This window comes from Pseudomonas sp. GW822-FHT04H02 (assembly GCF_058800645.1).
The window spans coordinates 17,742-37,751 of sequence record NZ_JBXAMM010000010.1; the positions used below are offsets into that span (position 1 = coordinate 17,742).

The window sequence follows — 20,010 nt, forward strand, 5'->3', positions numbered from 1 at the left end:
CCACGAAGTCTGTAGAACTTACGCACGCCGTAAGGAAGCTTGTTATGCGTTGTCTGTTATTCGCCTGCCTGTTGCTGGGCAGTGCACAAGGATGGGCTTTGGATCGTTTCCAGGTCGAAGGCTACACCCTGCCCAATGGCCTGCAACTGCTGCTCAAGCCCGGCAGCGAACGCGGCCACGTGGCGATCCGCCTGGTGGTGGGAGTGGGCCTGGACGACTTCGCCTGTGCCGACAAGGAGTTGCCGCACCTGCTGGAACACCTACTGTTCAGCGGCGTGGATGACAGCGGGGAAGGCGGCCTGGAAGAACGCATGCAGGCCCTGGGCGGCGAATGGAATGCCTACACCAGCAATGCCGACACCACCTTCGTCATCGAGGCCCCAGCGCGCAACCAGCGCAAGGTCCTGGACCTCTTGCTGTCGCTGCTGACCCATACCCGCCTGGACGACAACGCCGTGGCCGCGGCCAAGCAAGTGGTGGAACGAGAAGGCGGGGGTCACTATTCGCACCTGCAACGCTGGCTCGACCGCCAGGACCTGGGACACAAGGCAGACAACCAGCTGGCGGTGGAACTGGGGCTCAAATGCGCCGAACGCGCCGAGGTCGGAAACCTGACCCTGGCCCAGCTGGAGCAGGTACGCAAGGACTGGTACGCCCCCAACAACATGACCCTGATCGTGGTGGGCGAGCTCGATCGCCTGCTGCCGGCCTACCTGGAGCGCACCTACGGTGCCCTGGAGCCGGTGGAACCCAGCGAACACCCCGACCTGCCGCAGATCCAGGGCACCGCCGCCCCTGAGCGCACCCTGGTCCATGGCTGGGTAGGGCAGAGCGCACAACTGCACTGGCTGTTTCCCGAGCCCGTGCTGGACCAGCAGCACGACGAGACCTTCGACCTGCTCAAGGACTACCTGGACTGGGCGCTGTATCGCCAACTGCGTCTTGAGCACGAATTGTCCTACGGCCCCTGGAGTGATCGGGAAGTCTTCGGTGGCGTGGGTTTTCTCAGCCTCAATGCCGACCTTGAGCGCGACGACCTGCCCCAAGCCCGGCAAGTGGTAGAGCAGCTCAAGGCACGGCTGCTCAAGGACGGCCTCGACCCGGCCACCTTCGCCCGCCTGAAACAGGCTGCCATCGATCGCCAGGCCTGGGCCGTGCAGGGCAACAGCGCCCTGGCGGACTATTACTGGAGCGCCCTCGGGGACTTCGACAACGGCCGCTTCAGCGACCCGGCCAAGCGCCTGAAAGCAGTGAGCCTGGAACAGGCCAACCTGGCCCTGCGCCAGCTGCTGCAGCAGCCGGGCTACCTGCGCATCGAACAACCGCTGCTCAGTGACGAACAACTGCTCTGGCTGATCGGCGGCCTGCTGTCCCTGGTCCTGCTCGGCAGCTTCGGCGTCTACCTGCTGCGCCGCCGGGCCCGCTGACCCATGGCCAGGGAGCTTGCTCCCGCCGGGCCGCGCAGCGGCCCCAGGGGCAGGGCAATGCGATCACCTTGGCCGGATTACCTCACCAGCGCCTGCGCACCTGAGCGAGCTCCCTCGCCACGGACCGCCGCCGACGTTATCCTGTCGCGGTTTTTCCTGCCCTGACTGTGATCCCCCCGATGCCGAACCTGACCCTCCTTATCCAGCGCATTCTCGAACTGATGAAGCGCTATCCGGGGATCATTGCGCTCGGCGGTTTCATCTCCGGGGTCGGAAGCTTCATCCTGGTGGACCGGCAACAGAGCCTGGCCTCGTGGATCGCCGTGATCCTGCTGGTGAGCTGGGTCTGGCTGATGCTGGAGAACAGCCTGACCCAGCTGTTCACCAAGGTCTTCAAGCGCGAGATCCCGCAGCCGCTGCTGCGCTATGCGACGCAGATGATCCACCAGGAAAGCCTGTTCTTCGTCCTGCCGTTCTTTTTCATCACCACCAGCTGGAACAGTGGCCAACTGGTGTTCACCGGCCTGCTCGGCGCCGCGGCGCTGACTTCCATCACTGACCCGCTGTACTACAAATGGCTGGCCCCGCGCCGCTGGCTGTTCCTGGCGCTGCACACCCTGACCCTGTTCGCCGCCTTGCTCACGGCCCTGCCGCTGATCCTGCACCTGACCACCGCCCAGAGCTTCAAGCTGGCCCTGGGCATCGCCATGCTCCTGTCCTTTCCGAGCCTGGCCTCGATCCTGCCGATCCGCAGCCTGCGCAGTGCCCTGACCGTGCTGGCCATTACCCTGGCCATCGGCAGCACCGGCTGGCTGCTGCGCTCCTGGGTGCCGCCGGCCACCCTGTGGCTGACCGAGGATGCCATCAGCACCCAGCTCCAGGATCGCACCCCGGGCGACAGCCTGGAGCAGATCAGCACCGCCCAGGTAAGCAGCACCGGCCTGTACGCCTACACCGCGATCAACGCCCCCCGGGGCCTGGACGAGCGCATTTACCACGTCTGGCAATTCAACGGCAGCGAGGTGGATCGCGTCGCGCTGGACATCCATGGCGGGCGCAAGGAAGGCTACCGTGCCTGGTCCCACAAGCAGAATTTCCCCGCCAACCCGGCGGGCGACTGGCAGGTGCGGGTGATCACCGAGGACGGCCAGGTGATCGGCGTGCTGCGCTTCGAGATCACCGCTCCAGATCAAGACGCGGCCAAGACCGGCGAGGCAAAGTAACCGGGATCGTGCTATTACGTAGCACTGCGAAATGGCCACACAAGCTCGGAGCTTATGACTAGCAGCGTGACGCCCGGCACCGCTCAACTGGACCTTGCCCACTCCCCGGCGCAATTGCGCATCGGCGGCGACTGGACGCTGGCGCACTACAGCGACCTCAAGCGCCTCAGCCAATCCCTGGACGGCCGCTACGACAGCAGCACCCATATCGACCTCAACGGCCTGGGCGCCCTGGACACCGCCGGCGCGTCGCTGCTGGTGGAACTGCTGGGGGCCGAACGCCTGGGGCAGTCCGCCGAACACCCCGACTGCACCTTGTCCGCCGCCGACCGCGCGCTGCTGCACACGGTCTACACCTCGTTGAACGACTTCTGCGTACCGGTCAAGGAACCGGAGATCTCGGTCAGCGTGCAATTGCTTTCGCGCATTGGCAGCGCGGTCTACACCGTCTGGCAGGACACCCTGAAGGTCCTGGGCTTCATCGGCCTGATCCTGGAAACCCTGGCCCGCGGCCTGCTGCGCCCCAAGCGCTGGCGCATCACCCCGGTGGTGGCACACATCGAACAGACCGGCCTCGACGCGGCGCCCATCGTCGCCCTGCTGACCTTTCTGGTGGGCGCGGTGGTGGCCTTTCTCGGCGCCACGGTGCTGGCCAACTTCGGCGCCAGCATCTTCACGGTGGACCTGGTGGCATTTTCCTTCCTGCGGGAATTCGGCGTACTGCTCACCGCGATTCTCATGGCCGGGCGCACCGCCAGCGCCTTCACCGCGCAGATCGGCTCGATGAAGGCCAATGAAGAGATCGACGCCATCCGCACCCTGGGCCTGGACCCGGTAGAACTGCTGGTGCTGCCTCGGGTCCTGGCCCTGCTGGTGTCGCTGCCGATGCTGACGTTCCTGGCGATGCTTTCGGGGATAGTCGGTGGCGCGGTGGTCTGCGCCCTGTCCCTGGATATCTCCCCGGCGATGTTCCTCTCGCTGCTGCATTCGGATATCGGCGTGAAGCACTTCCTGCTGGGCCTGGTGAAAGCGCCGATCTTCGCCTTCCTGATCGCCGCCATCGGCTGCCTGGAAGGCTTCAAGGTCAGCGGCAGCGCCGAGTCGGTGGGCGCCCACACCACCTCCAGCGTAGTCCAGTCGATCTTCGTGGTGATCGTCATCGATGCCGTGGCCGCGCTGTTCTTCATGGAGATGGGCTGGTGAGCCGGCCGCCACGCGCGCCGGCGAAGGCGGTGATCGAGGTCCGTGGCCTGTGCAACCGCTTCGGCAAGCAGAGCGTGCACGAGAACCTCGACCTGGATGTGTACCAGGGCGAGATCCTCGGCGTGGTCGGCGGCTCGGGCAGCGGCAAGTCGGTACTGCTGCGCAGCATCGTCGGCCTGCGCCAGCCCAGCGAAGGCTCGGTGCGGGTATTCGGCCAGGACCTGCCAAGCCTGCCGGAACAGCAACGTTCGCTGATCGAACGACGCTTCGGCGTACTGTTCCAGAAGGGCGCGCTGTTCACCTCGCTGACCGTGACCGAGAACGTCGCCCTGCCATTGATCGAGCATGCCGGCCTGTCCCGTGCCGATGCCGAACACCTGGCGGCGGTCAAGCTGGCCCTGGCCGGCCTGCCGCTGTCGGCGGCCGACAAATACCCGGCCTCGCTCTCTGGCGGGATGATCAAGCGCGCTGCCCTGGCCCGGGCGCTGGCCCTGGACCCGGACATCCTGTTTCTCGACGAACCCACCGCCGGCCTCGACCCGGTGGGCGCCGCCGCCTTTGACCAGTTGATCCTGACCCTGCGCGATGCCCTGGGGCTCAGCGTGTTCCTGGTCACCCACGACCTGGACACCCTCTACACCATCACCGACCGGGTGGCGGTGCTGGCGCAGAAAAAGGTACTGGTGGCGGATGCCATCGATATCGTCGCCGAGACCGACGACGAATGGATTCACCAATACTTCCATGGCCCTCGCGGCCGCGCGGCCTACCAGGCCGCTACACAGACCAACGAGGGATGACATGGAAACCCGAGCCCATCATGTACTGATCGGCCTGTTCACCGTGATCGTGGTGGCCGGCGCCTTGCTGTTCGGCCTGTGGCTGGCCAAGTCCAGCGTCGACAGCGCCTTCCAGGACTACCAGATCGTCTTCAACGAGGCGGTCAGTGGCCTGTCCAAGGGAAGCTCCGTGCAATACAGCGGGATCAAGGTCGGTGATGTGGTCAACCTGCGCCTGGACCCCAAGGACCCGCGCCGGGTGCTGGCACAGATCCGCCTGGGCAGCGAGACGCCGATCAAGGAGGACACCCAGGCCAAGCTGGCCCTGACCGGCATCACCGGCACCTCGATCATCCAGCTCAGCGGCGGCACGCCGCAAAGCCCGACCCTCAAGGGCAAGGACGGCGAACTGCCCACCATCATCGCCTCACCGTCGCCCATCGCCCGCCTGCTGAACAACAGCAACGACCTGATGACCGGGGTCAACCTGCTGCTGCACAACGCCAACCGCATGTTCTCCCCGGACAACGTGGCCCGGGTCAGCAGCACCCTGGACAACCTGCAGAAGACCTCCGCCAGCATCGCCGAGCAGCGCGACGACCTGCGCCAGCTGATGCAGCAACTGGGCTCCATCAGCAAGCAGACCGGCGCCATGCTGGAACAGACCACCGCGCTGATGCGCAACGCCAACGGCCTGCTCAACGACCAGGGCAAGCAGATGTTCGGCAGCGCCGAGCACGCCATGCGCTCCCTGGAGCAAAGCAGCGCCACCCTGAACAAACTGCTGAGCGACAACCAGGACTCGCTGAACAACGGCATGCAGGGCCTCAACGGCCTGGCGCCAGCCGTCCGCGAGCTGCGCGAGACCCTGAGCTCGCTGCGGGCCATCACCCGGCGCCTGGAAGCCAACCCCGGCGGTTACCTGCTGGGTAACGAGAAGAACAAGGAGTTCACGCCATGAAGCGTGCCTATCGCCTGCTTGCCCCCCTGGGCCTGAGCGCCGCCCTGGCCCTGACCGGGGCCTGCTCGATACTGCCCAAGGGCGAGCCGCTGGACATCTATCGGCTGCCGGTAAGCCAGGCCGGCGCCACGGCGCCGAACCAGGCCCTGCCGTGGTCCTTGCAGTTGCTCAAGCCCCAGGCCGGGGATGCGCTGAACAGCGCACGGATCGCGGTGATTCCCCAGGGCAACCTGATCAGCAGCTACAAGGCTTCGCGCTGGAGCGACCCGGCACCGATCCTGCTGCGCAACCGCCTGCTGGACGGCTTCCAGCGCGATGGCCGGGTCCAGCTGTTGAGCACCGATGACAGCAACCTGCAGACCGACCTGGCCCTGGGCGGCGACCTGCAAGCCTTCCAGACCGAATACCAGGGCAACGCCGCCCAGGTGGTGATCCGCCTGGATGCGCGGCTGATTCGTGGCTACGACCAGAAGATCCTCGCCAGCCGGCGCTTCGAAGTGCGCCAAGCGCTGGCTGAAACCGGGGTGCCGGCGGTGGTCACAGGATTTGGCCAGGCCGGCGATGCGCTGACCCGGCAAGTGGTGGATTGGGCAGTGGGGCAGGGCAATCGGGCGCTGAAACATTGAGAGCCCTTTCGCCGGCAAGCCGGCTCCTACAGAGGGAGTAGGAGCCAGCTTGCCGGCGAAGGCTCGCTCAACTCATCCAAAGAACCAGTAGCAAACCGCAATCGCCGCCACCACACCGGCGAATTCCGCCAGCAAGGCACAGCCCACGGCGTGCCGCACCCGCTGGATGCCTACCGCGCCGAAGTACACCGCCAGCACATAGAAGGTGGTTTCGGTACTGCCCTGGATGGTGGCCGCCACCAGGGCCGGGAAGCTGTCCACGCCCTGGGTCTGCATGGTCTCGATGAGCATGGCCCGTGCCGCACTGCCCGAGAACGGCTTGACCAGGGCAGTGGGCAAGGCGTCCACGAAACGTGTGTCCCAACCGGCCCACTCCACCAGATGACGAATGCCGTCGAGGCCGAAATCCAGGGCCCCGGACGCCCGCAGCACGCCGATGGCGCAGAGCATCGCTACCAGGTATGGCAAGAGGCTCTTGGCGACGTCGAAGCCCTCCTTGGCGCCCTCGACAAAGGCCTCGTAGACCTTGACCTTGCGCAGCGCGCCGACCACCAGGAACAGCATGATCAGCCCAAACAGCGTGAGGTTGCCGAGAATCGACGACAGGGACGCCAGGGCCGTGGCCGACAGGGTGGCCAGCAAGGCCATGAAGGCGCCCAGGGCCAGGGCCCCGGGAACCAGGTAGGCCAGTACCACCGGGTCCCACAGGCGCAGGCGCTGCATCACCGCGACCGACAGCAGGCCCGCCAGGGTCGAGGCGCTGGTGGCCAGGAGAATCGGCAGGAACACCAGGGTCGGGTCCGCCGCGCCTTGCTGGGCGCGGTACATGAAGATGGTCACCGGCAGCAGGGTCAGGGACGAGGCGTTGAGCACCAGGAACAGGATCTGCGCATTGCTGGCAGTGGTGGCGCTGGGGTTGAGTTCCTGCAGGGCGCGCATGGCCTTGAGGCCGATGGGCGTGGCGGCGTTGTCCAGGCCCAGGCCGTTGGCGGCGAAGTTCAGGGTGATCAGGCCCAGGGCCGGGTGCCCCGGCGGCACTTCCGGCATCAGGCGCTTGAACAGCGGCCCCAGGACCTTGGCCAGCCACTCGACGATTCCAGCCTTCTCGGCGATGCGCAGAAAACCCAGCCACAGGGTCAGGGTGCCGAACAGCAGGACCATGACCTCCACCGACAGCTTGGCCATGGCGAAGATGCTTTCCACCATGGCAGCGAAGATCCCGGCGTTGCCACCCACCAGCCACTGCGCCAGGGCCGACACGGTTGCCACGATAAAGAAGCCAAGCCACAGGCCATTGAGCATCGGTCATACCCCTCGAAAGATGCGGCGAATGATAGCGGGGCGGGCAGAAACGACAAACCCCGGATTAACCGGGGCCTGTCATCTGTTGGGGCTGGATTGCCGCTGAAGGCGGTCTTCAGGCAGCTGAAGGGCTTGGGGCCTCTTCGCTGGCAAGCCAGCTCCTACACAATAGGCGCTTAGCCTTTGGACGCTTCGCCTGCTGGCAGTTTTTCCTTGCTGCGCCAGTGCGGCAGGGAGTTCCAGTAGCGCTGGCCCTTGGCGTCGTCGTACATGCCTTCCCAACGGGAGATGACCAGTACCGCCAGGGCGTTGCCGATCACGTTCAAGGCGGTACGCGCCATGTCCATCACACGGTCGACACCGGCGATGAAGGCCAGGCCTTCCAGAGGAATGCCGACGCTGCCCAGGGTGGCCAGCAGGACCACGAAGGACACGCCCGGAACCCCGGCGATACCTTTGGAGGTGACCATCAGGGTCAGCACCAGCAGCAGTTGCTGGCTGATGGACAGGTCGATGCCGTACAGCTGGGCGATGAAGATCGCCGCGATGCTCTGGTACAGGGTCGAACCGTCGAGGTTGAACGAGTAGCCGGTCGGCACCACGAAGCTGCAGATGGCTTTCGGCGCGCCGTAGGCTTCCATCTTCTCGATCACCCGCGGCAGCACGGTTTCCGAGCTGGCGGTGGAGTAGGCCAGGACCAGCTCATCCTTGAAGATGCGCATCAGCTTGATCACCGAGAAGCCGAACAGGCGGGCGATCAGGCCGAGGATCACGAAAGCGAAGAAGGCGATAGCCACGTACACCAGGATCACCAGCTTGGCCAGCGGCAGCAGGGAGGCGAAACCGAAGTTGGCGACGGTCACCGCGATCAGTGCAAATACACCGATAGGGGCGTAGTTCATGATCATGTGGGTGACTTTGAACATGCTTTCCGAAACGCCCTGGAACATCTTCACCAGCGGTTCGCGCAGGTCGGACTGCAGGCTCGACAGGCCCAGGCCGAACAGCACCGAGAAGAAGATGATCGGCAGCATCTCGCCGCGGGCCATGGCCGCGAAGATGTTCGATGGAATCAGGTTGAGGATGGTCTCGATGAACGCGTGTTCATGCTGCACCTCGGCCGCAGTGGCCTGGTACTTGGAGATGTCCACGGTGCCCAGGGTGCTCATGTCGATGCCTGCACCCGGATGGAACAAGTTGGCCAGCAGCAGGCCGACGACGATGGCGATGGTGGTCACGATTTCGAAGTAGATGATGGTCTTGAGGCCGATGCGCCCCAGTTTCTTCGCGTCACCGACACCGGCGATGCCGACGATCAGCGAGGAAATGACGATCGGGATCACGATCATCTTGATCAAGCGGATAAAGATATCGCCCGCAGGCTGCAGGACGTTGCTGATCCACCAGGCCTTTTCAGCACTGAAATGATTGAGCAGCGCGCCAATCGCAATCCCCAGGACCAGACCGATGAGGATCTGCCAGGCGAGGCTTAATTTTGCCTTCTTCATATCATTACCCTTACTTCAGTTGGACTCGGGCTGATGCGCGAACTGGAACGCTCAATGGCGGAAAAGTTTGTGCATCGGCCCCCGTATAAGGTCATCCCGAACGAGCATTTACGGCTCTCTGCGGGCGAAAAAAGGCGCAACTATTCCGATGCTAGGGAGGCACGTCTAATGCCGTAAACGCCTACCCTATGCCGAATCGGCATGAGTTTTTCCAAACAAAACGAGCGTCCCAACCGGTTCGAATACGACATTTCGGCAGGCAAAAATGCCGTGAAACGGCCATTTCAGGCGGCGTGCAGGCTTGTCGGAGGGGTCAGGAAAAAGGCTAAAAAAGTTTAGGATTGCTCTGATTCGGGCGCCCGGAAACGCTGCGCAATTCGCACAAAGTTTCTCGATATACGGTCGCAGAGAAACACCAGGAAACGCTTGATCGGAGTCAAAGGAAGATTTTTTCCCGCGCGAGCACGGAAATTGTCAGACGGACGGCTCTAGCACAGGACTTTGCCAATCAAGCACGCCGCAAGCTCATCAGGTCGGTGGCCGACCTGGGAGCTTGCGCCGCCGCTCTTTCCTGACCCGGCCCTTGCGGAGGCACTCCCTGTACCCCTAGGTCACTCCGATCACCCGTGGATCAGAACATCCCGGCCCCTTGGTCATGCACTCGCCCTCCTCGGGTGGTGCAACAGCCGAAAGCGCCAGGGCGGCCCTTTCGTCTATCTGTTATGCAATATCGGCAATTTGCACATCAGTACCAGTTCGGGTCCTTGCGCAACTGCTCCTGGAGCAGCGCTTGCATGCCGTCATCGGGCTTGCCGAGGAACCGATAATTGGCGTGGCGGGTCGGTGACTTGTCCGCGGGCAAACCCGCCGGCACGTCCACCAGCATCGCGTAGGCATGCTTCTTGTCGAAACTGAAGGCCACGATCAAACGCTGGTTTTGACAACTCTGGGCGGTTTCGCACAGAGGGCCCACCAGATACTGATCGCCGTCTTCGGTCATGGCATTCATCTGTTGCGGCGCATCACCCGAGAGGTTCATCACCCACTCGGGCAGGCGCTCCTCCTTGTGCACGACCCCCTGCCAGGTTTCACGAAACTGCGGGTCCGACCCCAGCAGCTGATTGGCTCGTGCCTGGCCATCATTGGCCGCCGACGCCAGGGCGCTGGCGCCCAGCAGCAGCGCGGCAGTCAATGTCTTCAACGAGAGACTCATGGTCAGCCTCGGCCTCGACGGCCAAAGAAGAACGAAGCGATGAACATCACCAGGAACACCACAAATAGAATCTTGGCGATACCCGTGGCAGTGCCCGCGATACCACCGAAGCCCAGGACCGCAGCGACAATGGCAATGATCAGGAATGTGATTGCCCAGCTCAGCATGATGATTCTCCTTACTCTTCTATTAGTGGTGCTGCCTATGGAGCCAGCCCGGCGCCGCCGATTGCGGGCCCGGCCTTGGTGCTAGAACACCCAGCGTTCCTGACGTGGCGCGTCCGCGACCGGCTGTGCCTGGTCGACGGCCATCAGTTGCATGGGGGCCTGGTCGTTGAGCTGGCTGCTCACCGAACTGAAATGGGTCTGGGTGAAGTGATGAACCGGCACTCGCGGCGCGGGTGCCTGGCTGTCCTGCCAGCGCTGGAACTGTTGCCCGGCGATCAGGGTGACCAGCAACGCCAGAACGGCGAAGAGGCCTTGCTGGAGATGCAGTGGCGCAATACGCAATTGGGCAAGACGTTGGCGATTCATCCTGAAACTCCTCCCACACTGGTGGTGATGTTGTTATGGAAGCCACGGCCGGCGCTTCTCGATGAGAGGGATATTGCAGGCTGCATGCCAGCTTTTTCTTTGAAATTAAATTCAATAAAATCAAACACTTAAATCAAATTACCAAAAGCATTCCACACGCATACTGCACGATGCCCCCATGCCGGCCGTGCGAAATGCACGATGTCCCGGGAAAATAGTGAGCGTTTTTTGATCACAGGGGGAACTTTGATGAATGGCCAATAGCCTGATACAGACCCACCCAGCAGCTACTCTGGGTAAAACATGCGTAATTTCAGCCTGTTAGCCGTTTCAGCCGGAGATATCTAACCTGCTGGCGCTGGAATGGATCAGAATCAACCTTGCAACTTGCCCGATTTTTCCGGGACTAAATAAAGATCATTCATTAAGGAGCCTCGGGAAATGGAGTCAGCGCCGGAGAATCAAGGCCGCATCCTTCTGGTGGATGACGAATCCGCAATCCTTCGCACCTTCCGCTACTGCCTGGAAGACGAGGGCTACACCGTGGCCACCGCCAACAGCGCGGCGCAGGCCGATGCTCTGCTGCAACGCCAGGTATTCGACCTGTGCTTCCTCGACCTGCGCCTGGGCGAAGACAACGGCCTCGACGTACTGGCACAAATGCGTACCCAGGCACCCTGGATGCGGGTAGTGATCGTCACCGCTCACTCCGCCGTGGACACCGCAGTAGATGCGATCCAGGCCGGCGCCGCAGACTACCTGGTCAAGCCCTGCAGCCCCGACCAGTTGCGCCTGGCCACCGCCAAGCAGCTGGAAGTGCGCCAGCTCTCGGCACGCCTGGAAGCCCTCGAAGGTGAGGTGCGCAAGCCCAAGGACGGCCTGGACTCCCACAGCCCGGCAATGAAAGTGGTGCTGGAAACCGCGCGTCAGGTGGCCAGCACCGACGCCAACATCCTTATCCTCGGCGAGTCCGGCACCGGCAAGGGCGAGCTGGCGCGGGCCATTCACGGCTGGAGCAAACGCGCCAAGAAATCCTGCGTGACCATCAACTGCCCCTCGTTGACTGCCGAACTGATGGAGAGCGAACTCTTCGGCCACAGCCGCGGCGCCTTTACCGGGGCCAGCGAGAGCACCCTGGGCCGGGTCAACCAGGCCGATGGCGGAACCCTGTTCCTCGACGAGATCGGCGACTTCCCGTTGACCCTGCAACCCAAGCTGCTGCGCTTCATCCAGGACAAGGAATACGAGCGCGTCGGCGACCCGGTAACCCGCCGCGCCGATGTGCGCATCCTCGCCGCCACCAACCTCAACCTTGAAGACATGGTGCGCGACGGGCGTTTCCGCGAAGACCTGCTGTACCGGCTGAACGTCATCACCCTGCACCTGCCGCCCCTGCGCGAGCGCAGCGAAGATATCCTGACCCTGGCCGACCGCTTCCTCGCCCGCTTCGTCAAAGAGTATTCGCGCCCGGCCCGGGTCTTCAGTGATGAAGCCCGGGAAGCGCTGCTCAACTACCGCTGGCCGGGCAACATCCGCGAACTGCGCAACGTGGTGGAACGGGCGAGCATCATCTGCCCGCAGGAGCGGGTGGAAATCAGCCACTTGGGCATGGCCGAGCAACCCACCAACAACGCCCCGCGGATCGGCGCCGCCCTGAGCCTGGACGAGCTGGAAAAGGCCCACATCGGTGCGGTCCTGGCCACCAGCGACACCCTGGATCAAGCCGCCAAGACCCTGGGTATCGACGCGTCGACGCTGTACCGCAAACGCAAACAGTACAACCTGTGAGCAACACCCTATGAAGTTAGCGATGAAACTGCGCACCCGGCTGTTTCTGAGCATCTCGGCGCTGATCACCGTGGCCCTCTTGGGCCTGGTGCTCGGGCTGGTCAGCGTGATGCAGATGGCCAGCACCCAGGAATCGCTGATCCGCAACAACTTCATCACCCTGGACCTGGGCCTCAAGCTGCGCCAGACCCTGGGCGACCAGCTGATCATCATGCTCGGCAAGCAGCCGGACCGCGCCGCCCTGGAAACCTCCCGGCAGCATTATCTGGAGCTGCTCGACGAAGGCATCGCCCATGATCGGCAGACCCAGGTACAAAGTGGCTTCCAGCAGGCCCGTAGCGACTACCTGAGCTTCTACCAGGCCTTCGAGCGCAACAGCACCGCAAGCGGGCTGCATGACAACAACGAGCTGACCGAGCGCTTCAACGCCTTGCGCGGCGGGCTGATCACCGAACACAAGCGCGCCCTGGACAACATCAGCCAGGTGGAGCAGCAGGCCCGCAACCGTGCATGGCTGGTGGCCGGCCTTCTGGGCCTGGTGGCCCTGGCGGTGCTGATCATCGGCTTCGTCACGGCCCATGCCATCGCCCGGCGCTTTGGCGGGCCGATCGAAGCCCTGGCCAAGGCTGCGGACAAGATTGGCGAAGGCAATTTCGACGTCACCCTGCCCATTTCGGCGGCGGCGGAGATGAACCTGCTGACCCGGCGCTTCGGCATCATGGCCGAGGCCCTGCGCCAGCATCAGGCAACCAATGTCGATGAGCTGCTGGCCGGCCAGCAGCGCCTGCAGGCCGTGCTCGACAGTATTGACGACGGCTTGCTGATGATCGACCGCCAGGGCCGCCTGGAACACCTCAACCCCGTGGCCCAGCGCCAGCTGGGCTGGGACCAGGAGCGCCTCGGCCAGGGCCTGGGCAGCGCCCTGCAACGCCCGGAGCTGGATGAGCAGCTACAGCTGGTATTGCGCGGCGGCAACCTGGAACGGGCGCCGGACGACCTGGATATCGAGGTCGACGGCGAGTCGCGCCTGCTGACCTACAGCCTGACCCCCGTCAGCCATACCCAGGGCCATATTCTCGGCGCCGTGATGGTGCTGCACGATGTCACCGAGCAACGGGCGTTCGAACGAGTGCGCAGTGAGTTCGTGCTGCGCGCCTCCCACGAACTGCGTACCCCGGTCACCGGCATGCACATGGCCTTCGGGCTGCTTCAGGAACGCCTGCACTTTCCCGAGGAGTCCCGGGAAACCGACCTGCTCAATACGGTCAACGAGGAAATGCAGCGCCTGATGCAGTTGATCAACGACCTGCTGAATTTTTCCCGCTATCAGAACGGCCTGCAGAAACTCACCCTCGCTCCCTGCCCCCTGGAAGAGCTGCTGGTGCAGGCCCAGGGCCGCTTCAGCGAGCAGGCCCAACAGCAGGGCATCGACCTGCTGCTGGAGATCCAGGCGCCGTTGCCACGGCTGCATGCCGACCGCGCACAACTGGAGCGGGTGCTGGACAACCTGATCGACAACGCCTTGCGCCACACCGCCAGCGAGGGCCAGATCCGCCTGCAGGCACGGCGCCATGGCGAGCGGGTGATCGTCAGCGTCGAAGACAATGGCGAGGGTATCGCCTATGGCCAGCAAGGGCGGATCTTCGAACCTTTCGTCCAGGTGGGCCGCAAGAAGGGCGGTGCCGGCCTCGGGCTGGCGCTGTGCAAGGAGATCGTTCAGCTGCATGGCGGGCGCATGGGCGTCTACTCAAGGCCCGGGCAGGGCACCCAGTTCTATCTGGCCCTGCCGCTCTAGAGCTTCATGTTTCATCATCCAGGCGCCTGGCCACCAGCCGTCGGCCACGGGTAATCAGCTCAGTGAACTGCAAGGCACTCAGGGCATGGGCGAACAGCCAGCCCTGGCCGAAGCTCACGCCCTCGCTGCTGAGCAGCAGCGCCTGGTCCTCGAACTCGATGCCCTCGGCAATCACCTTGAGTTTCAACGCGTGGGCCATGCGAATGATGTGCGGCGCCACGCCGCTGCTGGCGGCATCGTGCCCCAGGGCATCGATGAACGCCTTGTCGATCTTCAGGCAATCCACCGGCAGGCTCTGCAGGTAGGCCAGGCTGCAATAGCCGGTGCCGAAATCGTCGATCAGCACCTGATGCCCGACATCGCGCAGGGCCTGCAGGTTGTTGCGCGCCACCACCACATCGATCAGCCCACGCTCGGTGACCTCGAAGGCGATCTGCCGGGCCGCTACCCGATGCGTGGCCAGCAGCCGCGCCATGACCATGCCGATCCGCGGGACCATCACGTCGCAGGCCGCCAGGTTGACTGAGATGTACAACTGGGGATTGGCCCGTAGCACATGCCCCAGTTGCTCCAGCAGGCGCTGCAGGACGAAGTCGGTGATCTGGCGGATCTGCCCGGTGTTCTCTGCCAGCGGGATGAACAGGTCGGGACTGGTCAGGGTACCGTCCGGGCGGCGCCAGCGCAGCAGGGCCTCGGCCCCCACGCAGAGCCGGCTACTGAGATCGAAGATCGGCTGGTACAGCACCTGCAGCTCGCCGCGGCGCAGGGCCCCTTGCAGCTCCGCCCCCAGGGACTGGCGCTGGCGGACCAACTGATACACCAACCCACCGATGAACAGCGCCAGCACCAGGCTGGAGGGCAGCAACCACCACCAACCGTCGAGCACTTCGCCCTGCAGGCTGGCGCGGGGGGTGATCAGCACCAGTTGGTACTCGGGGTTGCGAGTGGGCATGCGATAGATCAGCAGGTCCGGGGTGACCTGCAAGGGCCCGTCGCGGCCCCCCCGCCAGGGCTGTGCGGGGGGCCAGGCACGGGCCGGGCCGAGCACCGGTATCGCCCGGGCACCATGATCCACCACCACCATCAGGCTGCCACCGGGAGGCAGATCGACCACATCGGTCAGGTGCCCGCGGGAAGTGGCCACGCGAAAGTTGCCGCGACCCAGCATCAGCGCAGCAAGGTTCTCATTGGGCTGGGTCGAGGTGTTGAGCCAGTAGCTGTAGGTCGGCCCGCGGATATCCGGCGGCCTGGCCGCCGGCAGGAGGTTCTGCCGTGGCCAGTTGGAACAGGTGTGGGTGGCGTCCCTGTAGGCCGCTTCATAAATGAAGCGATAGCTGTAGCTGACCTGCTGCAGAGCTGCGATGAGATCGGCGTTGCACTCGCGCAGCGGCTGCGCCTCCAGCACGTCGAGACCTTCGCGCAGTTGCCCGAACAACTGCTCCAGCCGCTCCAGGAAACGCTGGCCCTGGGCGTTCATCTGCTCGCTTTCCCGTTGCTGGACCTGGTGCATGGCCAGCCCGGCGCTGCCCAGCAGCAAAATCACCGCACTCAGCACAGCCGTCAGCATCGCCAGCGTCCAGGGGCGATGGAACCAGGTACGCAAGGGCTCGCGAGCGGCCGGCATCGTGGGAGATCCGAAGGATTACCAATGAGTTATAGCAACTGATTGGACAATCGGCCCCAACCGTCCGGCGGCGTCATTATTTTGTCTGGTTGAGCACCATCAGGATGGCCGCACTTTCTGCGTCCGGCGTGCCATCGAAACGCCCCGGCCGGTAGTGCATCTGGAACGCGGCCAGGACGTTACGGGTCGCCTTGTCCAGCTCGCCGGTCTGCGGCGTGGCGTAACCCAGCTGGGCCAGTTGCTGCTGGTACCAACCGATGCTCGGCGGGCTCACGGTAAAGAACGCCTGCTGGCGTGCCACTGCCTGGGCATCGGGCCACAGTCCCAGGCCGGCCTCGGCCAGGCGTTTCCAGGGAAACAACGGGCCCGGATCCAGCTTGCGCATAGGGGCGATATCGCTGTGGCCAATGATGTGGCGCGGCGAGATGTTGTTGCGCTTGCTGATGTCCTTGAGCAGCACGATCAGGTTCTGGATCTGCGCTTCGCTGTAGGGGTACCAGAGCCGCCCGCTGGGGCCATCGCGGAACCCCGGGTTGACGATCTCGATGCCAATGGAACTGGAGTTGAGCCAGGTCCGGCCCTGCCACTGGCTGTCACCGGCATGCCAGGCACGGTATTGCTCGTCCACCAGCTTGTAGATGGTGGCGGACTTGTCATCGCCGATCAGGTAGTGGCTGCTGACCTGGCCATGGGTCAACAGGGCCAGGGAGCGCTCCAGCGATGCCGAGGTGTAGTGGACGATGATGAACTGGGCGCGCTGATCGTAATTGACCGACGGGTGGCTGGTGTCGATGCGCGGGCCGCTGGCGCAGCCGGCGAGGATCAGCAGGGAGAGGGCAAGAGCAAGAAGTTTCATGGCAAAAGGCAGTACGCTGAAGACGATAATGCAACAGTGTAACGTACTGCCCTGGCGATCATGGGCAAAACAGCGCTTTCATTCAGCAAAGTGCTGGCTCCTCAACCAGCTTCCACCCGGTTACGGCCGGCATCCTTGGCCCGGTACAGCGCCTGATCGGCTCTTTTGATCACCAGATCGCTGCGATCACCGGCCTTGAACGCACTCAGCCCGACGGACACGGTGATGGTCACCGGTTCGCCCTTGAAATGGAACGGGCACGCCTCGATTGCCGCGCGCAGGGCTTCCACAATGCGCACGCCCACCGGCCAGGGGGTGTTGGGCAGCAGCAGAACAAACTCCTCGCCACCGAAACGTGCGATGAAATCGCTGCCTCGCAGGCGTTTGCGCAGTACGTTGGCGATGATCTTCAACACCTTGTCACCGGCCAGGTGACCGTAGTTGTCGTTGATCCGCTTGAAATGATCGAGATCGAGCATGGCCAGCAGCAGGCTGTTGCCATGTTGTTGCCATTGGCCGACTTCATGTTCCAGGCGTTCGCTCCAGGCAGCCCGGTTGGGCAGGCCGGTGAGCGGATCGATCAGCGCCTTCTGCCGCTGCTCTTCCAGGTGCTCACGGTAGCCCTGGGCTTCCTGCTCCATGCTCGAAACCCGCTCCGCCAGGCTTTGCAGGCGGGCGGCCACTTCCCGTTCACGCTCGTCGCGCTGCTTCTGGTGGTGGTCCATGGTGCCCAGCAGGCCTTCCAGGTGGCTTTCCAGCACTTGCTTGAGGTCATCCAGATCGGCGGCCTCCTGCACGCTGCTTTGCAGGCCGTCGACCTGTTCACGAATCTGGCTGTCCATGGCCCGTGCTGCCGAACTGCTGTCGGCATGGCCGTCGCTGGCCGCCTGCAGGTTGCTCTGGAAGGCCTCCAGGCGCTCGTTGAGCTGCTTGAGGTAAGTCTCGAACTCATGCTGGCCGGAGTCGGTGATGGCCAGCATCAACACCGCCAGATCGTCGAGGATCGGCAGCAATTCGTACCAGTTCAGCCCATGCTGCAGACGATCGCGCATGGCCTCGGCCTGTGGCCGGTGGCGCTCCGGCAGGCTCAGGTCGTCGAGCAGCCCCAGCAAGGTGTGCTCGATGTGCTTGGCCACCGAACTGTAGGAGGGCTCGGGCGAATCCGGCAGAGCGTAGAGCACATCGTGCTCCGACTGCTCCGGATCGATGGCGGCCAGGGCCTCGGCCATGACTGCCGGCAGGGGCAGGCTGTCCAGCAGCACTGCCGGGGAAACCGTCGGCAGGGGCAACAACTCGTCGGGATTGAGCGCGGCTTCGGCGACAGGCGCTGGCGGCGAATCGGAAGCGGCGACCACCCCGGGATCGACGGGCGCTTGTGGCTCCGCGACAGGCGAAATGGTTGCTTGAGGTTCGACCTCGATAGCGGGTACAGGCTCGACGGGCTTCTCCTGCACCAGTACCGGAGGCACGAACGCCACCACCGGGGCCGGAGCGGGCACTGCAGCAACCTCCGGCTCGTCGCTGGCAACCGGCTGGGCAACCGGCTCAGGTTCGAGCTGCACTTCGGGCTGTGCCGGGGCGGGCGCGGCAGGCGCCGAAACCGCCTCAGGCAAGGCCTGGGTCGGCGTCTGATAGTGCTCGCGCGCGCCATCCTCCGGGGCCGGGGCTTCATCGGCTTGTGGATGAGCCTGCGCCGCGGCGGCCGGGAGCGGCGGATTCGTCGCAACGGCTTCCTCCGCCGGGGCTGGCGTCTCGCTCGCCTCGCGGCTGCCGAACAGGCGCTGCAACAGGCTTGGGCGGTCGGGTTCGGCCGGGGTTTCCAGCTGGCTCAGGGCCTTGCCCTGCAGGCTGCTCAGTTCGCCGAGCAGCAAGGGAATTTCCCGCGCCTGGCCAACCCGGCCATCCAGTTGCTTGGCAAAGGCTTTCAGCGGACGGCTGACCTCCCGGGGCAGGGGCAGGGACTGCAACTGGCTGACCAGCGCCGTCAGCGCGCTGCTCATCTGCTCGACCCGGGTTTCCCGCCGCTGCTCGGAGTCCAGCACGGCTTTTTCCAGGCGCGGCAGCAGGGCAGCAAGCCCGGCGTCCATGTCGTCGGTGCGTACCACCTCGCGCATTTCCTTCATGCACTGGTCGACCGCGCGATCGGTGCCCTCCGCCGCCAGGGTGCTGCGTACCAGGCCACGACGCAGCAAGTCGAGACGAGCCGCCCATCGGCGCTCGAGCTTTTCCTGCTGTTCGATACTTTTGAGGTATTTCTCTTTCCAGCGATTGGCGTCGTCGCTCATTCATCGGTTCCGCGAGGGGCAGGACTCAACGCGGGCAATGCATCAGCCGTGAGCGAACCCGGCAGACGAATCTCTACCGCGACCGGCAGGTGATCGGATATGGGTTGGGCCAGGACCTCCACGCGCTCCAGGGTCAGGCTGGGGCTGAGCAGAATATGGTCCAGGCAACGTTGCGGACGCCAGCTGGGGAAGGTCGCCTGCAGTTGCGGCGCCAAGAGGCTGAGGTCCCTTAGAGGGGAATGCTCCAGCAGGTCGCTGGCGTGGGTGTTCATGTCCCCCATCAGCACCTGATGCTTGTAGCCGCCGATCAACTCGCGGATGTACGCCAGTTGCCGGGTTCGGGTGCGGGCACCGAGCGCCAGATGCATCATCACCACCACCAGTGCCTCGGGGCCCTCGCCAAAACGCACGAGGATCGCGCCACGCCCCTTGGGGCCAGGCAGCGGGTGGTCTTCGATGGCCCAGGGGCGCAGGCGGCTGAGCACGCCATTGCTGTGCTGAGCCAGGCGTCCCAGGTTGCGATTGAGCTGTTGGTACCAGTAGGGGAAGGCGCCCAGTTGGGCCAGGTGTTCCACCTGATTGACGTAGCCGGAGCGCAGGCTGCCGCCATCGGCCTCCTGCAGGGCCACCAGGTCGAAATCGCCAAGCAGGTTGCCGATTTTCTGCAGATTGTCGGCACGCCCATGATGGGGCAGCAGGTGCTGCCAACCACGAGTCAGGTAATGGCGATAACGTTCGGTGCTGATACCGACCTGGATATTGAAACTGAGCAAGCGCAGACGACTGTCTGCCGGCAGGCCGGACGACGCCAAATGGTGCTCGTTGACCTGCGGATCATGCAGGCCAACGATGCGTTCCGAGCTCCAGCGCGGCATGGCGGCGGGCGC

General features: G+C 64.2%; 17 protein-coding genes. 8 read left to right on the forward strand and 9 right to left on the reverse strand.

The features are described 5' to 3' along the window. The first annotated feature begins 44 nt into the window (after window positions 1–44). The 6 genes from AC1RMG_RS30960 to AC1RMG_RS30985 all read left to right on the forward strand — a co-directional run bounded on the left by AC1RMG_RS30960 (window position 45) and on the right by AC1RMG_RS30985 (window position 6,219). The gene (locus AC1RMG_RS30960) at window positions 45–1,427 is read left to right on the forward strand and encodes a M16 family metallopeptidase (RefSeq protein WP_493170968.1); all 1,383 of its coding nucleotides are present in this window, start codon (window positions 45–47) and stop codon (window positions 1,425–1,427) included. Window positions 1,428–1,606: 179 nt separating this feature from the next. After that, complete coding sequence (locus AC1RMG_RS30965; RefSeq protein ID WP_493170970.1) at window positions 1,607–2,650, forward strand: DUF5924 family protein; 1,044 nt, start codon at window positions 1,607–1,609, stop codon at window positions 2,648–2,650. Window positions 2,651–2,704: 54 nt separating this feature from the next. Beyond that, window positions 2,705–3,853 (forward strand): ABC transporter permease, encoded by a 1,149-nt coding sequence (locus tag AC1RMG_RS30970; RefSeq protein ID WP_011058487.1) that lies wholly within the window; start codon window positions 2,705–2,707, stop codon window positions 3,851–3,853. After that, window positions 3,850–4,653 (forward strand): ABC transporter ATP-binding protein, encoded by an 804-nt coding sequence (locus AC1RMG_RS30975; RefSeq protein ID WP_011058486.1) that lies wholly within the window; start codon window positions 3,850–3,852, stop codon window positions 4,651–4,653. The genes AC1RMG_RS30970 and AC1RMG_RS30975 overlap by 4 nt, the downstream gene beginning before the upstream one ends. A 1-nt stretch (window position 4,654) precedes the next feature. Beyond that, window positions 4,655–5,593, forward strand: a complete 939-nt coding sequence (locus AC1RMG_RS30980; RefSeq protein WP_011058485.1) for an MlaD family protein — start codon at window positions 4,655–4,657, stop codon at window positions 5,591–5,593. Then, a complete protein-coding gene (locus tag AC1RMG_RS30985) occupies window positions 5,590–6,219 on the forward strand; it encodes an ABC-type transport auxiliary lipoprotein family protein (protein WP_011058484.1) in 630 nt (209 codons plus the stop codon). Before AC1RMG_RS30980 ends, AC1RMG_RS30985 begins: the two co-directional genes overlap by 4 nt. A 72-nt stretch (window positions 6,220–6,291) precedes the next feature. Here AC1RMG_RS30985 and AC1RMG_RS30990 read toward each other — a convergent pair whose 3' ends face one another. The 5 genes from AC1RMG_RS30990 to AC1RMG_RS31010 form a co-directional block, all read right to left on the reverse strand. Continuing rightward, window positions 6,292–7,521: a nucleoside recognition domain-containing protein gene (locus AC1RMG_RS30990; protein WP_493170972.1), complete on the reverse strand. Its 1,230-nt coding sequence runs from the start codon at window positions 7,519–7,521 to the stop codon at window positions 6,292–6,294. A gap of 176 nt (window positions 7,522–7,697) precedes the next feature. Continuing rightward, window positions 7,698–9,029: a glutamate/aspartate:proton symporter GltP gene (gene gltP, locus AC1RMG_RS30995; protein ID WP_011058482.1), complete on the reverse strand. Its 1,332-nt coding sequence runs from the start codon at window positions 9,027–9,029 to the stop codon at window positions 7,698–7,700. Window positions 9,030–9,774: 745 nt separating this feature from the next. Next, window positions 9,775–10,242, reverse strand: a complete 468-nt coding sequence (locus AC1RMG_RS31000; protein WP_015633660.1) for an inhibitor of vertebrate lysozyme family protein — start codon at window positions 10,240–10,242, stop codon at window positions 9,775–9,777. A gap of 2 nt (window positions 10,243–10,244) precedes the next feature. Further along, the gene (locus AC1RMG_RS31005; RefSeq protein WP_003170804.1) at window positions 10,245–10,409 is read right to left on the reverse strand and encodes a DUF1328 domain-containing protein; all 165 of its coding nucleotides are present in this window, start codon (window positions 10,407–10,409) and stop codon (window positions 10,245–10,247) included. Window positions 10,410–10,490: 81 nt separating this feature from the next. Then, a complete protein-coding gene (locus AC1RMG_RS31010; RefSeq protein WP_015633659.1) occupies window positions 10,491–10,775 on the reverse strand; it encodes a hypothetical protein in 285 nt (94 codons plus the stop codon). 441 nt (window positions 10,776–11,216) lie between these two features. On the opposite strand from AC1RMG_RS31010, the gene algB reads away from it, so the two are divergent. After that, window positions 11,217–12,563, forward strand: coding sequence for a sigma-54-dependent response regulator transcription factor AlgB (algB, locus tag AC1RMG_RS31015; protein ID WP_011058479.1), 1,347 nt, complete (start codon window positions 11,217–11,219; stop codon window positions 12,561–12,563). Between the two features lie 10 nt (window positions 12,564–12,573). Then, window positions 12,574–14,358, forward strand: coding sequence for a KinB sensor domain-containing domain (locus AC1RMG_RS31020; protein WP_015633658.1), 1,785 nt, complete (start codon window positions 12,574–12,576; stop codon window positions 14,356–14,358). Between the two features lie 4 nt (window positions 14,359–14,362). On the opposite strand, the gene AC1RMG_RS31025 is transcribed toward AC1RMG_RS31020, so the two are convergent. The 4 genes from AC1RMG_RS31025 to AC1RMG_RS31040 form a co-directional block, all read right to left on the reverse strand. Further along, a complete protein-coding gene (locus tag AC1RMG_RS31025) occupies window positions 14,363–15,982 on the reverse strand; it encodes an EAL domain-containing protein (protein ID WP_493170974.1) in 1,620 nt (539 codons plus the stop codon). A 76-nt stretch (window positions 15,983–16,058) separates the two neighbouring features. Further along, entirely contained in the window at window positions 16,059–16,838 is a 780-nt protein-coding gene (locus tag AC1RMG_RS31030; protein WP_011058476.1) for an N-acetylmuramoyl-L-alanine amidase, read from the reverse strand. 101 nt (window positions 16,839–16,939) lie between these two features. Beyond that, window positions 16,940–19,123 carry a GGDEF domain-containing protein gene (locus AC1RMG_RS31035; RefSeq protein ID WP_493170975.1) on the reverse strand — a complete coding sequence of 728 codons (2,184 nt, stop codon included), beginning with the start codon at window positions 19,121–19,123 and terminating at the stop codon, window positions 16,940–16,942. Continuing rightward, on the reverse strand, window positions 19,120–19,998 hold the full coding sequence (locus AC1RMG_RS31040) for an endonuclease/exonuclease/phosphatase family protein (RefSeq protein ID WP_011058474.1): 879 nt from the start codon (window positions 19,996–19,998) through the stop codon (window positions 19,120–19,122). Before AC1RMG_RS31040 ends, AC1RMG_RS31035 begins: the two co-directional genes overlap by 4 nt. Between the last annotated feature and the right edge of the window lie 12 nt (window positions 19,999–20,010).

What these genes read in the sequence shown, in the direction of transcription:
- AC1RMG_RS30960 (WP_493170968.1), top strand. Translation starts at nt 45, where the DNA reads ATGCGTTGTCTGTTATTCGCCTGCCTGTTGCTGGGCAGTGCACAAGGA.
- AC1RMG_RS30965 (WP_493170970.1), top strand. Translation starts at nt 1,607, where the DNA reads ATGCCGAACCTGACCCTCCTTATCCAGCGCATTCTCGAACTGATGAAG.
- AC1RMG_RS30970 (WP_011058487.1), top strand. Translation starts at nt 2,705, where the DNA reads ATGACTAGCAGCGTGACGCCCGGCACCGCTCAACTGGACCTTGCCCAC.
- AC1RMG_RS30980 (WP_011058485.1), top strand. Translation starts at nt 4,655, where the DNA reads ATGGAAACCCGAGCCCATCATGTACTGATCGGCCTGTTCACCGTGATC.
- AC1RMG_RS30985 (WP_011058484.1), top strand. Translation starts at nt 5,590, where the DNA reads ATGAAGCGTGCCTATCGCCTGCTTGCCCCCCTGGGCCTGAGCGCCGCC.
- AC1RMG_RS30990 (WP_493170972.1), bottom strand. Translation starts at nt 7,521, where the DNA reads ATGCTCAATGGCCTGTGGCTTGGCTTCTTTATCGTGGCAACCGTGTCG.
- gltP (WP_011058482.1), bottom strand. Translation starts at nt 9,029, where the DNA reads ATGAAGAAGGCAAAATTAAGCCTCGCCTGGCAGATCCTCATCGGTCTG.
- AC1RMG_RS31000 (WP_015633660.1), bottom strand. Translation starts at nt 10,242, where the DNA reads ATGAGTCTCTCGTTGAAGACATTGACTGCCGCGCTGCTGCTGGGCGCC.
- AC1RMG_RS31005 (WP_003170804.1), bottom strand. Translation starts at nt 10,409, where the DNA reads ATGCTGAGCTGGGCAATCACATTCCTGATCATTGCCATTGTCGCTGCG.
- AC1RMG_RS31010 (WP_015633659.1), bottom strand. Translation starts at nt 10,775, where the DNA reads ATGAATCGCCAACGTCTTGCCCAATTGCGTATTGCGCCACTGCATCTC.
- algB (WP_011058479.1), top strand. Translation starts at nt 11,217, where the DNA reads ATGGAGTCAGCGCCGGAGAATCAAGGCCGCATCCTTCTGGTGGATGAC.
- AC1RMG_RS31020 (WP_015633658.1), top strand. Translation starts at nt 12,574, where the DNA reads ATGAAGTTAGCGATGAAACTGCGCACCCGGCTGTTTCTGAGCATCTCG.
- AC1RMG_RS31025 (WP_493170974.1), bottom strand. Translation starts at nt 15,982, where the DNA reads ATGCCGGCCGCTCGCGAGCCCTTGCGTACCTGGTTCCATCGCCCCTGG.
- AC1RMG_RS31030 (WP_011058476.1), bottom strand. Translation starts at nt 16,838, where the DNA reads ATGAAACTTCTTGCTCTTGCCCTCTCCCTGCTGATCCTCGCCGGCTGC.
- AC1RMG_RS31035 (WP_493170975.1), bottom strand. Translation starts at nt 19,123, where the DNA reads ATGAGCGACGACGCCAATCGCTGGAAAGAGAAATACCTCAAAAGTATC.
- AC1RMG_RS31040 (WP_011058474.1), bottom strand. Translation starts at nt 19,998, where the DNA reads ATGCCGCGCTGGAGCTCGGAACGCATCGTTGGCCTGCATGATCCGCAG.